Source organism: Pseudomonas sp. UW4 (assembly GCF_000316175.1).
Taxonomy (GTDB): domain Bacteria; phylum Pseudomonadota; class Gammaproteobacteria; order Pseudomonadales; family Pseudomonadaceae; genus Aquipseudomonas; species Aquipseudomonas laurylsulfatiphila.
On sequence record NC_019670.1, the window covers coordinates 2,371,094 to 2,384,944 of the forward strand.

Here is a 13,851-nt window from a genome sequence, read left to right on the forward strand (position 1 = left end):
GAAGCCCCCTCGATCAACGAAGGAGGGGGACGGTATCAGCGCGCGATGATCAACGGGTGGCCGCGTTCCGGGTGCTGGTGAATCAGCACCTCCAGGCCATACACCGCCGCCAGCGCCTCGGCGGTCAGCACCTGTGCCGGTGGACCGTAGGCGTGGGGCAGGCCCTGTTGCAACAACAGCAGTTGATCGCAGTAGCGTGCGGCCAGATTGAGGTCGTGCAGAATCACCAGCACCGCTGCACCGCGCTCGGCGAAGTCGCGCACGGCTTGCAAAATGGTGTGCTGGTGCAACGGATCGAGCATCGACGTCGGTTCATCGAGCAGCAGGATTTGCCCTTCGGCCCCCGGCCAGAGTTGAGCGAGCACCCGCGCCAGATGCACGCGCTGGCGTTCACCGCCGGACAGCGCCAGATAACTGCGCCCGGCAAGATGAAGCGCATCGGCCGCTGAAAGCGCCTCGGCGACGATTTCGCCATCGCGCACGTGGCCGCTGGCGTGAGGCAGGCGCCCCATGCCCACGACTTCATTGACCGAGAACGCAAAGTTCAGGCTCGAACTCTGCGGCAGCACGGCCAGGCGCCTGGCCCGCTCCTGGCCCGGCCAGTCGGCGAGCGGACGCTCGTCGAGGCTGACCCTGCCTTCGCTGGTTGGCAGTTCGCCGCACAAGGCGGCGAGCAGGGTGCTTTTGCCGGCGCCGTTCGGTCCCAGCACGCCGAGCACTTCACCGGGGCGCAATTGGATATCGATGTTCGCCAGTACCGTGCGGTTGCCACGACGTACCAGCAAGTTGTTTGCCCGCAGCATCAGGAACGCCCTCGTACCAGCAGATAAAGAAAGAACGGCGCGCCGATCAGTGCGGTCACGATGCCGATCGGCAATTCCGCCGGCGCCAACAGCAGGCGCGCGGCCAGATCGGCCAGCAGCAGCAGGCTCGCACCGGCGAGCAACGACGCGGGCAGCAATACCCGGTGATCCGGGCCGACCAGCAGGCGCATCAGGTGCGGCACCACCAGGCCGATGAAGCCGATCAGGCCGGCCGCCGCGACGGCCGCACCGATGCCGAGCGCCGTGCACAACACCAGCTCAAGCTTGATGCGCTCGATCTCGAAGCCCAGGTGACGGGCCTCCGACTCGCCCAGCAGCATGGCATTGAGTGCCGCCGCGCGACGTGGCAACCACAGTGCCACACCCAGGGTGACGATCAGCAACGGCCACAGGCGCGGATAGCTGGCGCCGTTGAGGCTGCCCAGGTTCCAGAACGTCAGGGTGCGCAGGGTCGCGTCATCGGCCAGGTAGGTGAACAGACCCACGCCGGCACCGGCCATGGCCGTCATCGCCACACCCGCCAACAGCATGGTGGCAACGTCGGTTTGCCCGTTGCGGCGGCCGAAGCGATACACCACCGCCGTGACGATCAAGCCACCGGCGAAGGCGCTGACCGACAGCAGGTAAGGTTCGATGACCGGTGACACGCCACCCAGCAGGCTGCCGCCGACGATGGCGAGGGCGGCACCCAGCGCGGCACCGCCGCAGACGCCGACCAGGCCCGGGTCTGCCATGGGGTTGCGGAACAAGCCCTGCATCGCCACGCCGGACAATGCCAGTACCGAGCCCACGGCGATGCCAAGCAGGCTGCGCGGCAGGCGGATCTGACCGAGGATCAGCTCCGCCTGCTGCGTGTCACCCCCGTCAAGCGGCAACCCCAGCAGGCGCATGCCGGCCAGCAAGGTATCGCCCAGCGGCAGGCTCACCGGGCCGAGGGCCAGGGACAGCCAGAACACCAGCACCAGCAACAGCAGCAAACAGATCAAGGTCGGACGCGGCCGGAAAATGGCCGTCATGGGTTGATCCCGGTGGTCTGCGCTGTGGCGTGCGGGTAGAGCACCGTTGCACAGGCCAGCCGTGTTTTGATACGCATCGCGACTATTCCTTGGTCGATCAGAGAGGGCGGACATCGAAAACTTCGTAGCGGGTGATGATGCCATCGACGCCCGGCTTACGCACACTGGGGACGAGCGCGTTGAACCCGGTGTCCATCCAGCGCCGGTTGCGCAGCGCTACCGATCATGAGAAGAACTTGTGATCATCACGATTAAAATGAGTTTGTCTCACTCTTCGGCACTGTCGACAATGGCCCCATTGAACGCATTGGAGTTATTTGACATGGCTGTGGCCCATTCCCTTGGATTTCCGCGCATTGGTCGCGACCGTGAACTGAAAAAGGCCCAAGAGGCGTTCTGGAAGGGCGAGCTCGATGAAGCTGGCCTGCGCGCCGTTGGCCGTGACCTGCGCAAGACCCATTGGGACTTGCAGAAAAAGGCCGGCATCGAACTGCTGCCGGTCGGCGACTTCGCCTGGTACGACCAGGTCCTGACCCACTCGTTGATGTTCGGTGTGATCCCGGAGCGTTTCCGCCCGCACGATGGCAAGGCCAGCCTGCAGACCCTGTTCGGCATGGCGCGCGGTGTGAGCGACAGCTGCTGCGGCGGCGCCCACGCCCAGGAAATGACCAAGTGGTTCGACACCAACTATCACTACCTGGTCCCGGAATTCAGCGCCGACCAGCAGTTCCAGCTTGGCTGGGATCAACTGTTCGAAGAAGTCGAAGAAGCCCGGGCACTGGGGCATAACGTCAAGCCCGTCATCATCGGCCCGCTGACTTACCTGTGGCTGGGCAAGGCCAAGGGCGCCGGGTTCGACAAGCTCGAACTGCTCGAACGCCTGCTGCCGCTGTACGGCCAGATCTTCCAGCGTCTGGCGGCGCAGGGCGTCGAGTGGGTGCAAATCGACGAGCCGATCCTGGTCCTCGATCTTCCTCAGGACTGGAAAAACGCCTTCGAACGCGCCTACAACCTGATCCAGCGCGACCCGCTGAAGAAGCTGGTGGCCACTTACTTCGGTGGCCTTGAAGAAAACCTGGGCCTGGCCGCCAATCTGCCGGTCGACGGTTTGCACATCGATCTGGTGCGTGCGCCTGAGCAGTACCCGACCATTCTCGACCGCCTGCCAGCCTATAAAGTGCTGTCGCTGGGTGTGGTCAACGGCCGTAACGTCTGGCGCTGCGATCTGGAAAACGCCCTGGCCACCCTGCAGCACGCTCACGAACGCCTTGGTGATCGCCTGTGGGTCGCGCCGTCCTGCTCGCTGCTGCACAGCCCGGTTGATCTGGGCCGCGAAGACCAGCTCGATGCCGAGCTGAAAAGCTGGCTGGCGTTTGCCGTGCAGAAGTGTGAAGAAGTCGCGCTGCTGGCTCAGGCGGTCAACGAGCCCGAGGCGCCGAACGTGCTCCAGGCGCTGAGCCAAAGTCGCGCCGTTCAGGCTGCCCGTGCTGCATCACCACGCATCCACAAGCCGGCTGTTCAGGCGCGTGTCGCCGCGATCACTACCAAGGACAGCCAGCGTCAATCGCCGTTTGCCCAGCGTATCGCCAGGCAACGCGCCCGCCTGAACCTGCCACTGTTCCCGACCACCACCATTGGTTCGTTCCCGCAAACCGCGTCGATCCGTCTGGCGCGCCAGTCGTTCAAGCAAGGCAAGCTGACCGAGGCCGAATACACCGAAGCGATGCACAGCGAGATCCGCCACGCCGTGCAAGTGCAGGAATGCCTGGGCCTGGACGTGCTGGTGCACGGTGAAGCCGAGCGCAACGACATGGTCGAATACTTCGCCGAGCAACTCGACGGCTATGCGTTCACGCGTTTTGGCTGGGTGCAGAGCTACGGTTCGCGCTGCGTGAAACCGGCGGTGATCTTCGGCGACCTGAGCCGCCCGAAAGCCATGACGGTGGAGTGGATCCGCTACGCCCAAGGCCTCACCGACAAAGTGATGAAGGGCATGCTGACCGGTCCCGTGACCATGCTGATGTGGTCATTCCCGCGCGAAGACGTGACCCGTGAAGTACAGGCCCGTCAGCTGGCCCTGGCCATTCGCGACGAAGTGGTGGACCTGGAAGCCGCCGGGATCAGGATCGTGCAGATCGACGAAGCGGCGTTCCGCGAAGGTTTGCCATTGCGCCAGGCGCAGTGGCAGCAGTACCTGAACTGGGCGACCGAAGTGTTCCGTCTGTGCGCCTCGGGTGTGCGGGACGAAACCCAGATCCACACTCACATGTGCTACAGCGAGTTCAACGATGTGATCGAGTCCATCGCCGCCATGGATGCCGACGTGATCACCATCGAAACCTCGCGCTCGGACATGGAGTTGCTGGACGCGTTCGAAGCCTTCGCCTACCCGAACGACATCGGCCCTGGCGTGTACGACATCCACTCGCCACGGGTGCCGGACTCCTCGGAAATGGCCAACCTGCTGCGCAAGGCCGCCAGGCGCATTCCCGCCGACCGCCTGTGGGTCAACCCGGACTGCGGCCTGAAAACCCGCGGCTGGCCGGAAACCGAAGCGGCACTGGTGCACATGGTCAACGCTGCGCGTCAGTTGCGTAAAGAATGGGCCTGACGCTTTGCTGGATGCACCACTGAAACCTGTGGGAGCGAGCCTGCTCGCGAAGGCGGCATGACAGACACCGGTGTAGTGACTGCCAGACCGCAATCGCGAGCAAGCTCGCTCCCACAGTGACCTGGTTAGTTCGCAGATTTTGCGTACAGCCCTGAACCTGTGGGAGCGAGCCTGCTCGCGAAGGCGGCATGACAGACACCGGTGTAGTGACTGCCAGTCCGCTTTCGCGAGCAGGCTCGCTCCCACAATGATTTGGTTAGTTCGCAGATTTTGCGCTCAACCGCTGAACCTGTGGGAGCGAGCCTGCTCGCGAAGGTGGAGTGTCAGGCAACATTGATGTCGAATGTGCGGGCCTCTTCGCTCCTACAGCCGCGGCTCGGCCACCAACAGCAACGACTGCGGCACCGGGCTTTGCGGGTGCTGCGGTTCCTGCAAGCCGGCCAGTACAAAACCGGCCATGTCCAGCGCGTTGAGCCAACTGGACAGGGTGCGGAAGTACCACGGCATGGGCTGCCACTGGCCCTTGAACCCGGCAAAGGTCTCTTGCCGCCAGCCATCCTGATAGTCGCCCGCCGCAGCGGCCCACGGGTGCAGCGTCTGGATCACCAGCGCGCCGCCAGGGGCGAGCAGGCTGTTCATGGCGCCGAGCAGGGGGATGATGTCCTGATGCAGCAGGGCGAAGTTGGCGCAGATCAGGTTGTAGTCGCGGCCGATGTCGACGGCTGCCTCTGCCAGCTGTTCATAGCTCGCCAGATGCACCGGTGCAGTGCCCGCCGCCCGCGCCGCCGCCACCAGCGTCGCATCGCCATCCACACCCACCACCTCGATGCCCCGGTCCGTCAGCGCACGCAACAGCCAGCCTTCGCCGCAGCCCAGGTCGAGCACACGCTCGGGCTGGCGCCCCAGCACCGCCAGCAGGATGGCCTGGTCGGTGACCTTCAGACGGCTTTCGATGGTGCCCGTGCGGATGGCGTCGATCCAGGCCCGGGCATTGTGGTGCCAGCTGTCGAGGAGGGTGGATTCGGGGGCGGGCATGGCGTTGTCCGGCGCTATTTGGCAGTTGCCAAATGATAGGCAACCAACGCGTTGGCGTGGCCATGACCCATACCGTGTTCGGTTTTGAGCCAGGCCACCATTTCCATGTGCTTCTTGTCGCTGAGGGTTTTAAGCAGGTCCAGCCAATGGCTGATCGGCTGCCCATACTTCTTCTCGATTGACGGGAAGTACGAAGCCGGTCCTTTGGTTTTTGTCTCTTCGGTCACGATGCAAACTCCCTTTTCGCTTTTGTGGGGTCGAAAGCAGCACCGGTTACGTTACTGATTTGCCGTCGGCGAGTCCATCGTGCCAGTGGTCATCCCGTCATCGATCGCGATGCCCCGGGCGCGCATGGCCTTGATCAACTCGCTGCGGGTGCCGGGCAGGTTGAGCATGGTCCGGGCACGCAGCGCCGCGACTTCTTCGGCGGTGTAAGGCTGATAGTCGGCCGGCAGGCTTTCGCCCGCCATGCCGTCTTTACGCATCAGCCAATTGAGCAAGTCCGCCAGTTGCGCGTTGTTCAGCGCCGACTGCGACATGCCCGGCACCCGCACGAGGAATTCGCGGCCGCCCGGTACCTTCAGGAAGTTGCCGACAAAGCCTTTCATCCGCGGCGTGTCGTTGGCGGCGGACCCCGTGCCGTCGCCCAGGTGGCAACCGGCGCATTGCAGCTGGTAGTTCACACCCACGCTGTACCGCGGCATCGCGCTTCTATGTGCACCGCTCGATCCACGACAAATTCGTCGAGGCCCTGGCCGCCGCGGTCTCGGCGATGCCGATTGGCGCGGGCATGAATGGCGACGCGGCGATCAACCCGCTGGTGTCGCGCAAGCAACAACAAAGCGTGCTCAGACACATCGAACTGGCCCGCCAGGAAGGTGCGCGGGTGGTGACTGGCGGTGAGTTGCTGGAGGGCGACGGCTTCTTCGTGCAGCCGACCATCCTGGCGGACATCGACCACAGCATGGCCGTGGCCCGCGAAGAAGTGTTCGGCCCGGTGCTGGGCGTGATGCCGTTCGACGACGAAGACACCGTGATCGAACTGGCCAACGACAACCGCTACGGCCTGGCCGCCAGCCTGTGGACCAACGACCTGGGCAAAGCCATGAACCTGGTGCCACGTATCGAAGCCGGCACGGTGTGGGTCAACGCCCACGTGCTGCTCGACCCGGCGATGCCGTTCAGTGGCGTCAAGCAATCGGGCATGGGCCGTGAGTTCGGTCGCGCGGTGATCGAGGCCTACACCGAGCTCAAGTCGGTGTGCATCGCCCACTGATAAACCTGTAGGAGCTGTCGAGTGCAACGAGGCTGCGATCTTTTGCTCTTGTTTTAACAATCAAAGATCAAAAGATCGCAGCCTTCGGCAGCTCCTACGGATGGGGGGGGCGTGGTAGGTGGTGTGGGTCAACGCCCACATGCTGCTCGATCCGGCGATGCCATTCGGTGGCGCCGCAATCGAGCGCGGGGTGTGAGTTCGGTCGTGCGGCGATCGAGGTTTACACCGAGCTCAATTCGGTGTGTATCGCGCATTGAGATACATCTAGCAGCTGGTGCAGCTTACGTTCGGATGCGCCAGCTACTACAGGGGTCTGCGCTACCAATGCCATTGCGGCGCAGGCAAAACATCTAAAATCGGCTCATGCCATCCGTTCAGAAGGCTAAGTGAATGATTATTGTCTGGGGTGGCAATGAATTTTCAGCATGAGTCTGACGGATCTTTCTGAAAATCATGGCTGCTGTTGCGATCAATGCGGTTTGTTGGTTGTATGGGCGTCATGACTCAACGGTTACTCCAACTTGATCAAGTGTCATTCAACCTGCCCGACGGGCGCGTGTTGCTCGATCACTTGAACCACACCTTCAGTCCCAGGGCCACGGGAATCGTCGGCGCCAATGGCTGTGGCAAGTCCTTGCTTGGCCGGCTCCTGACGGGGGAGCAACTACCCACCAGCGGCATCGTCCGTCGCGAAGGGCGGGTTTACGCCGTGGCGCAGTTACTGGCACCCGAGCGCTATCCCAGCGTTGCCGCGCTGGCCGGGGTCGCCCCTATTCTGGCGGCACTGGATCGCATTGCCCAAGGCAGCGTCGACGATGACGACCATGCGCTGGCGGTTGACCAATGGGACTGTGCCACTCGTCTTGAGGCGCAGCTTGCGCAGATCGGTCTGGAGCATTTGAACGCCGACTCTCGCACCGACGCACTCAGTGGTGGCGAGCGACAGCGGGTGGCACTACTGGGGGCATGGCTCTCCAGAGCCGACTGGCTCATTCTCGATGAACCCAGCAACCACCTCGATAGGGATCAGCAACACAAGCTCGCGCAGCAGATCGATCGCTGGCCGAGCGGCCTGGTGTTGATCAGTCACGACCGAGGGCTTTTGGAGCACATGGGCGAAATCGTCGAGCTGTCGCCATTGGGGCTGGCGGCTTATGGCGGCAACTACAGTCAGTATGCGGCGGCGCGCGAGCAGGAGCAGCAGGCGTTCCAGTCGGCATTACAAGGTGAGCGGGCGCAGGCCAAGCGCGAGCAACGCGAGATGGTCATACAGATGGAGCGTCAGCAGCGACGCAATGCCCGTGGCGACCGTCAGGCTCGCGATGGTAACCAGACCAAGCTCATCACCAACGCCCAGAAAGAACGCAGCGAAAACAGCCAGGGCAAGTTGCGCCTGAACCAGCAGTTGGCCCGGGAACAGCAGCAACAACGAATCACCGAGGCCAGGGCACGGTGTGCGCCTGACATTCAACGCATGATGCTGTCTCCGGAAAGCGTAGTGCCCAATGGCAAGCTGGTTGTGCAGCTCAAGGACGTCATTCTCCCGTACGGTTACGCGGCACCGATCAATCTGACGCTCACCGGGCCTATGCGCATGGCAATCCTGGGCGCCAACGGCTGCGGCAAGTCGACGCTGTTGCGGGTGATCGCCGGCCAATTGCCGGTGCGCGAAGGCGAACTCATGCGCAGTTGCCATGTCGGCTGGCTGGATCAACATGCCGGGTTGCAGCACCCCGAACGCACGGCGGTGCAATGGCTCTATGAGAGCAATCCTGAGCTGCCGGAGGCCGAGGCGCGAACCCGCCTGGCCCAGATGGGAATTGATGCAGACCGTGCGGTGCTCAAGACCTGTCAGTTGAGTGGCGGCGAACGCCTGAAAATAGCGCTCGCTGCGCAGTTGTATGCACAGCGTCCACCGCAATTGCTGTTGCTGGACGAACCGGATAACCATTTGGACTTGCCCAGTCGAATCGCGCTGGAGCAGATGCTCAATCAGTATCAAGGGGCATTGATCGTGGTCTCTCACGACCCTGTTTTTTTGCAGGCGATACATCTGGATAGCGACTTCCATCTCAAGCGCCAGTTGTCCGCTTAAGGCTACGCTCACATCGTTAACACTTTGATTGCGTCACGCAACCGGCGGTTTCGCCAGTTCAATGCCGGCGGCACCCAGCCGCTTGAGAATTTCAAACAGCAGCTCGCTCTTGATCGCCCCGACCGTGCGCGGGCTGCCGACGTAGCCGGTGATGGTCAAGGTGATGCCTTCCGGCTTCAGTTGGCTGAAGCGCAAAAACGGCGCCGGTTTATCCAGGATGGATTCGTGCTCGGTGTAGCTGTCCATCAGCAGGTTTTGCACCAGTTCCGGATCGATATCCAGCGGGAACATCAGTTCGAGTATCACCACGCCCTGGGCGCTGCCGCCGAGGGTGACGTTGCGCAGGTTCTGCGAAATCAGGTGCGAGTTGGGCACGATCATGATCGAGCGGTCGGCCAGTTGTATTTCCGTGGCCCGCACATTGATCCGTCGTATGTCGCCTTCGACGCCACTGATGCTGATCAGGTCGCCGACCTTCACCGGGCGCTCGGTCAGCAAAATCAGTCCGGAGATGAAATTCTTCACGATCTCCTGCAGGCCGAAGCCGATGCCCACTGACAGGGCGCTGACGATCCAGGCCAGGTTGGTCCACTTGATCCCCAGCGACGACAGCGTGAGCAGCACGACCAACGCGTATCCGATGTTGGCGAACAGGGTGCTGAGCGAGGCGCACATGCCGGGGTCCATCTCGGTTTTCGGCAGGAACTCGCCGTCCAGCCAGCGGCGTAGCGTGCGAATCAGGTAGACACCGATCAGCAGTGTCAGGAAGGCACGCATCAAGTTGTCCGGGACGATGTTCAGCCTGCGCAGCCCTTCGCCACCGAGAATGGCCGCGGTGCTGGTGACCAGTTGCCCGAACGTCGTACCTACGCCGCCGACAAACAACGCAATGACGCCGACCAGCATCAGGATGGCGCGGCCCGCTCCGGAAAACACGGTGCAGATCTGCTCCAGGCGTGGATTGCCGATGCCCAGCAGCTGTTTGATCGCCTTGCCGGTTGGTTGCCTGGGTGAAAAAAGCGATTCGCAGGTGTCCTGGTACACCTGCGTGAGCAGGTAGAACGCGGCGAAGACGATGAAAATCCACACCATTTCATAGGTGATGAACCGGGCCATCGTCACGTAGCCGATCACCAGGGCGAACAGGGACACCACTACGGCAACGCCGGCAAACACATAAATCAGGCCGGCGGACGTGGTGACGCCTTCGGGAGTCTCTCCGGCAACGATCAGCGCCCGTCGGGTCTTGCTGACGCGCAACAGCAGCGCGCCGATCACCAGTGCCACGACCAACGCCACGATTCCCCGGCCGAACAACACCACTTCGGCGCTCATGCCGGTGACGTTGCTCATCTGCACCAGTGTCACCAGCACCAGCAGCAGGCTTGCCAGCAGCCTGGGGTAGGGCTCCATCGCCAGCGCCACCGGATCGGCGATATCGGGCAGGCGCCATGAAGGATGTTTGGTCGACAGCAACGCGCGGCTCAATCCGGTGATCATCACGCAGGTATAGGCCAGCTTTTCCAGGTATTGCGCCAGGTCGGCCAGCAGCGGGGTGTAGGGCAATTGCCGGGTCGCGGCAAAGTGCAGCAATTGCAGGGCGATGCCAGCGCTCAGCACCGTCGCCAGTACCGAGGCCAATGCAAGGGAGCTGCGCCGTAACCGGCCCTCGGGCATTCGATGAATGCACAGCCACGCCAGACCCCGACCGGCGAGTTTTCGCCCCAGGGTCCAGATGACCAGGGCCAGAACCAGCAGGGAGGCGGTGATTGCGCGTTGACCGGGTTGCCAGGCCGCCTGGTGCATGGCCTTGAGTTGCTGGACGAGGGTGCTGAAACGTTGGCGGTCATCGAGCGGAAGATTGAACAATGGCGACCAGAATCGCGGGTTCAGGATGCTGGCGGTCTGCTGGGTCACCTCCGCCTCCAGCAGGCTGCGGCGAATACTGGCAATCTGGGTGATCAGCTCGGCGGCACTGACTTTCAGCGCGGCCAGGGTCTTGAGCTGGTTGTCGATCCTGTCTTTTTGCTCGCCGAGGGTGTCTCGTTGGGTGGTAATGCCAGACGTCACCTGTGCGCTCTCGTCGAGCGGCACTGGCCCCAGCACGTTGAGTTGCGCCTGCAACTGCGCCTGTCCAGGCAGCAGCGATGTGGAGAGGCTTTCAATATTCTGGATCAGTGCCAGCACCAGGTCCTGCGAGCTTTCCAGCTGGGTGTAGGTGCTGGCCTGGGAAACCTGCTGCTTGAGGCTGTTCAGCTGGTTTTGCAACCCCAGCAATTCGCTGTCGGAGATGCTGATGACCGGGGCTGTGGGGGCGGGAGCAAGGGTGTCGGCCATGGGCGCCGCCGACAGCCATCCCGGGCTTGCCGCCAGCAGTGCGAAGGCGACGTAAATCATTGACTTCCATACATTGAACATCGGCGAGCTCGACGGGTTGTTAGTCACTTAGCCAATGAGGTTAGGCCATGACTCGCACCCTTGAGCGATGTTTTGTCGAAAGTGCCCGGCCGGTTTTCGCCCGGGCGCTACTCATGCTGTTGCCGCGCCGGGAAAAACAGTTCGAAGCAGGTGATGCCGTCGGCACTGCTGACATGGCAGGCGCCGTTGTGCAGTTGCATGATCGTCGCCACGATCGACAGGCCCAGGCCGTTGGATTGGGCCGAGCGTTCGCGGGATTCATCGACCCGGTAGAAGCGTTCGAACAGCCGTGACAGATGCTGCGCCGGGATGGTCTGGCCGTGGTTGCGCACTTGCACCTGGATGCCGTCGGCGGTCGGGTTGGCGTGAATGCACAGCTCGGTATGCGGCGCGCCGTACTTGATGGCGTTGGCGCACAGGTTGGCCAGTGCACGACGCAGCAACATGGGCTCGGCCCAGATCAAACCGCTGCCGTGGGCTTTGATGCAGATGCCAACGTCGGTCGCCGGGCCTTCGAAATAGTCGGCCATGCGTTGCATTTCGTCGGCGGCATCCAGTTCCTGACGCTGGCGCAAGGCGCTGCGCGGATCGGTGCGGGCCAGGAACAGCATGTTGTCGAGCATGCGCGCCAGGCGTTCAAGCTCTTCGACATTGGAGGCCAGCAACTGCTGATAGGCGTCGGTGCTGCGGTTCTGCTGCAAGGCCACCTGGGTTTCGCCGAGCAGGTTGTTGATCGGCGTGCGCAGCTCGTGGGCCATGTCGGTCGATACCTGCCCCAATTGCACAAAGCCTTTGTCCAGGCGGTCGAGCATGGCGTTGAAGGCGTCGATCATCGGCAGCAGCTCCAGCGGTGCGCCCTGGCTGTCGAGGCGTTCGTTGAGGTTGCCGACGTCGATGCTCTGGGTATGGCGGGCCAGGCGCCGCACCGGCAGCAGGCCGCGATGCACCAGCACGTACCCGGACAACGCCAGCAGAATCGCAGCCAGGGTGGCGAACAGGTAGACGTTGAGCCGGTAATCGGCGAGCACGGCGGTGCGTTCGGTCATCAGGCGCCCGGTCACCACTTGCAGGCTGCCCAGGTCCCCGGAGTCGATGGTCGCCGCCAGGGCGGAAAACGGCACGCCGTTGACGTTGGGCAAATGCTGCACGTCGTCCAGGGTCAGTCGATGATCCATCGCCACCGGCGTCAGTACCGGCATTGTCAGGTTGCCCGGGTTGACCACCAGCAACGGCGGTTGCCCCGGGGTGCCGATGGTCAGCAGGGCCTCGCGGTTGCCCATCATGTTCTGGAACAGCGCGGGTTTGGCCTTGATCAGGTCCAGGGTGTTGCTGTCGTTGAGGAAGGTGCGCAACTGGTCGATGCGGGTGATCAGGGCAATGTCGTCGCGATGGATCAACTCGCGTTCCAGGTCGCGGTACAGCGCCACGCCCAGCAGCGCCAGCGAGACAAACGCCAGCAGGGCAAACACCAGCGCCAGGCGCAGGGTCAGGGAGTGGCTCAGACGAGAGGCGGATCGCAGCGGCGTCATGGCATTCATGGGGGCATTCAAGGTTGAGTGTCGAAGCGATAGCCGATGCCGCGCACGCTGTGGATCAGCTTGAGCTGGAACGGGTCGTCGATTTTCAGGCGCAGGCGGCGCACCGCGACATCGACGACATTGGTGTCGCTGTCGAAATTCATGTCCCAGACCCGCGAGGCGATCATCGAGCGTGACAGCACTTCGCCCTGATGCGTGGCGAACAGGTGCAGCAGGGCAAATTCCTTGTTGGTCAGGGTGATGCGGTTGCCGGCGCGGCTGACGCGACGCTTGAGCACGTCGATCTGCAGGTCGTCGACGTGCAGGTGTTCGTCTTCCCGGGTAGGGCCACGGCGGGTCAGGGTGCGCAGGCGCGCCACCAGTTCGGCGAAGGAAAAGGGTTTGATCAGGTAATCGTCGGCGCCCAGTTCGAGGCCTTTGATGCGGTCGGCGATGTCATCCCGGGCGGTGAGGAACAGCACCGGTGTGTCGGCTTCCTTGCGCAGGCGGCGCAGGACTTCCCAGCCATCCATCTTCGGCATCATGACGTCCAGCACGATTACATCGAAGTCGTGTTCCAGGGCCAGGTGCAGGCCATCGACGCCGTCGCGCGCCAGGTTCACGGTGTATCCGAGTTCCTGCAGGCCGTTGAGCAGGTAATTGCCGGCCTTGGGTTCGTCTTCGACTACGAGGATGTTCATGGAAAATCCGCCTGGTTCGGTCGGGCTACGAGGGCGCATCAATGGCGCAAGTGTAGCCCGGTCGGCGGTGATGGCAGGCATCCGCTCAGTTCTCGCCAAGGCAGTTCACACCCTGAACCTGATAGTTCAGTTGATGCTCGCGGCCCTGGTGGTCGAGGTAGTTGAACTGCGCGGGCACGATGCCGCACTTGCCGTTGAGGTCGGTCATGGACAGCACTTTGGCAACTTCCACCGGGACATAGAAGCCGTCCTGGTCGTGGATGATTGGCGAGGTGGGCTGGGTGGCGGCAAACGCCGAACCAGTGGCGAGCAGGGCGGCAAAGCCGGCGATCAACAGTTTCATCACAAGTCTCTCTTT

Annotated in this window: 11 protein-coding genes and 2 pseudogenes; 4 read left to right on the forward strand and 9 right to left on the reverse strand. The window is 62.8% G+C overall.

Annotated elements, in window-relative coordinates; translation table 11 throughout:
• Positions 1-35 precede the first annotated feature (35 nt).
• Both PPUTUW4_RS10380 and PPUTUW4_RS10385 read right to left on the reverse strand, forming a co-directional pair.
• Positions 36-803 (reverse strand): heme ABC transporter ATP-binding protein, encoded by a 768-nt coding sequence (locus tag PPUTUW4_RS10380; RefSeq protein WP_015094592.1) that lies wholly within the window; start codon positions 801-803, stop codon positions 36-38.
• Complete coding sequence (locus tag PPUTUW4_RS10385; RefSeq protein ID WP_162139262.1) at positions 803-1,786, reverse strand: iron chelate uptake ABC transporter family permease subunit; 984 nt, start codon at positions 1,784-1,786, stop codon at positions 803-805. Before PPUTUW4_RS10385 ends, PPUTUW4_RS10380 begins: the two co-directional genes overlap by 1 nt.
• A 376-nt stretch (positions 1,787-2,162) precedes the next feature.
• Between PPUTUW4_RS10385 and metE the strand changes: the two genes are divergently transcribed.
• Positions 2,163-4,451 carry a 5-methyltetrahydropteroyltriglutamate--homocysteine S-methyltransferase gene (gene metE / locus PPUTUW4_RS10390; RefSeq protein ID WP_015094594.1) on the forward strand — a complete coding sequence of 763 codons (2,289 nt, stop codon included), beginning with the start codon at positions 2,163-2,165 and terminating at the stop codon, positions 4,449-4,451.
• Positions 4,452-4,814: 363 nt separating this feature from the next.
• On the opposite strand, the gene PPUTUW4_RS10395 is transcribed toward metE, so the two are convergent.
• Genes PPUTUW4_RS10395 through PPUTUW4_RS10405 form a run of 3 tightly spaced genes read right to left on the reverse strand, consistent with a single transcriptional unit; the run spans position 4,815 to position 6,190 of the window.
• Positions 4,815-5,486, reverse strand: coding sequence for a class I SAM-dependent methyltransferase (locus PPUTUW4_RS10395; protein WP_015094595.1), 672 nt, complete (start codon positions 5,484-5,486; stop codon positions 4,815-4,817).
• A gap of 14 nt (positions 5,487-5,500) precedes the next feature.
• A complete protein-coding gene (locus tag PPUTUW4_RS10400) occupies positions 5,501-5,713 on the reverse strand; it encodes a DUF4287 domain-containing protein (protein ID WP_015094596.1) in 213 nt (70 codons plus the stop codon).
• A gap of 51 nt (positions 5,714-5,764) precedes the next feature.
• On the reverse strand, positions 5,765-6,190 hold the full coding sequence (locus PPUTUW4_RS10405) for a hypothetical protein (protein ID WP_015094597.1): 426 nt from the start codon (positions 6,188-6,190) through the stop codon (positions 5,765-5,767).
• Here PPUTUW4_RS10405 and PPUTUW4_RS10410 point away from each other — a divergent pair.
• From PPUTUW4_RS10410 to PPUTUW4_RS10415, 3 genes and pseudogenes are all read left to right on the forward strand, one after another.
• Positions 6,184-6,762: pseudogene (locus tag PPUTUW4_RS10410) on the forward strand (aldehyde dehydrogenase family protein); the annotation flags it as partial. The gene PPUTUW4_RS10405 and the pseudogene PPUTUW4_RS10410 sit on opposite strands and share 7 nt — an antisense overlap.
• 121 nt (positions 6,763-6,883) lie before the next feature.
• Positions 6,884-7,019, forward strand: a pseudogene (locus PPUTUW4_RS30185) (aldehyde dehydrogenase family protein); the annotation flags it as partial.
• Between the two features lie 242 nt (positions 7,020-7,261).
• Positions 7,262-8,857 carry an ATP-binding cassette domain-containing protein gene (locus tag PPUTUW4_RS10415; protein WP_041475012.1) on the forward strand — a complete coding sequence of 532 codons (1,596 nt, stop codon included), beginning with the start codon at positions 7,262-7,264 and terminating at the stop codon, positions 8,855-8,857.
• Between the two features lie 33 nt (positions 8,858-8,890).
• Here PPUTUW4_RS10415 and PPUTUW4_RS10420 read toward each other — a convergent pair whose 3' ends face one another.
• From PPUTUW4_RS10420 to PPUTUW4_RS10435, 4 genes are all read right to left on the reverse strand, one after another.
• Complete coding sequence (locus PPUTUW4_RS10420) at positions 8,891-11,275, reverse strand: DUF3772 domain-containing protein (protein ID WP_015094601.1); 2,385 nt, start codon at positions 11,273-11,275, stop codon at positions 8,891-8,893.
• Between the two features lie 107 nt (positions 11,276-11,382).
• On the reverse strand, positions 11,383-12,813 hold the full coding sequence (locus PPUTUW4_RS10425; RefSeq protein ID WP_015094602.1) for a heavy metal sensor histidine kinase: 1,431 nt from the start codon (positions 12,811-12,813) through the stop codon (positions 11,383-11,385).
• Between the two features lie 8 nt (positions 12,814-12,821).
• Positions 12,822-13,493 (reverse strand): heavy metal response regulator transcription factor, encoded by a 672-nt coding sequence (locus tag PPUTUW4_RS10430; RefSeq protein WP_007979096.1) that lies wholly within the window; start codon positions 13,491-13,493, stop codon positions 12,822-12,824.
• A gap of 85 nt (positions 13,494-13,578) precedes the next feature.
• Complete coding sequence (locus PPUTUW4_RS10435; RefSeq protein ID WP_015094603.1) at positions 13,579-13,836, reverse strand: DUF2790 domain-containing protein; 258 nt, start codon at positions 13,834-13,836, stop codon at positions 13,579-13,581.
• Positions 13,837-13,851: the final 15 nt, after the last annotated feature.

Excerpts from the sequence above, each read along its gene's own strand:
- PPUTUW4_RS10435 (WP_015094603.1), bottom strand. The coding sequence starts at position 13,836 with ATGAAACTGTTGATCGCCGGCTTTGCCGCCCTGCTCGCCACTGGTTCG.
- PPUTUW4_RS10420 (WP_015094601.1), bottom strand. The coding sequence starts at position 11,275 with ATGTTCAATGTATGGAAGTCAATGATTTACGTCGCCTTCGCACTGCTG.
- PPUTUW4_RS10425 (WP_015094602.1), bottom strand. The coding sequence starts at position 12,813 with ATGAATGCCATGACGCCGCTGCGATCCGCCTCTCGTCTGAGCCACTCC.
- PPUTUW4_RS10430 (WP_007979096.1), bottom strand. The coding sequence starts at position 13,493 with ATGAACATCCTCGTAGTCGAAGACGAACCCAAGGCCGGCAATTACCTG.
- PPUTUW4_RS10415 (WP_041475012.1), top strand. The coding sequence starts at position 7,262 with ATGACTCAACGGTTACTCCAACTTGATCAAGTGTCATTCAACCTGCCC.
- PPUTUW4_RS10395 (WP_015094595.1), bottom strand. The coding sequence starts at position 5,486 with ATGCCCGCCCCCGAATCCACCCTCCTCGACAGCTGGCACCACAATGCC.
- metE (WP_015094594.1), top strand. The coding sequence starts at position 2,163 with ATGGCTGTGGCCCATTCCCTTGGATTTCCGCGCATTGGTCGCGACCGT.
- PPUTUW4_RS10405 (WP_015094597.1), bottom strand. The coding sequence starts at position 6,190 with ATGCCGCGGTACAGCGTGGGTGTGAACTACCAGCTGCAATGCGCCGGT.
- PPUTUW4_RS10380 (WP_015094592.1), bottom strand. The coding sequence starts at position 803 with ATGCTGCGGGCAAACAACTTGCTGGTACGTCGTGGCAACCGCACGGTA.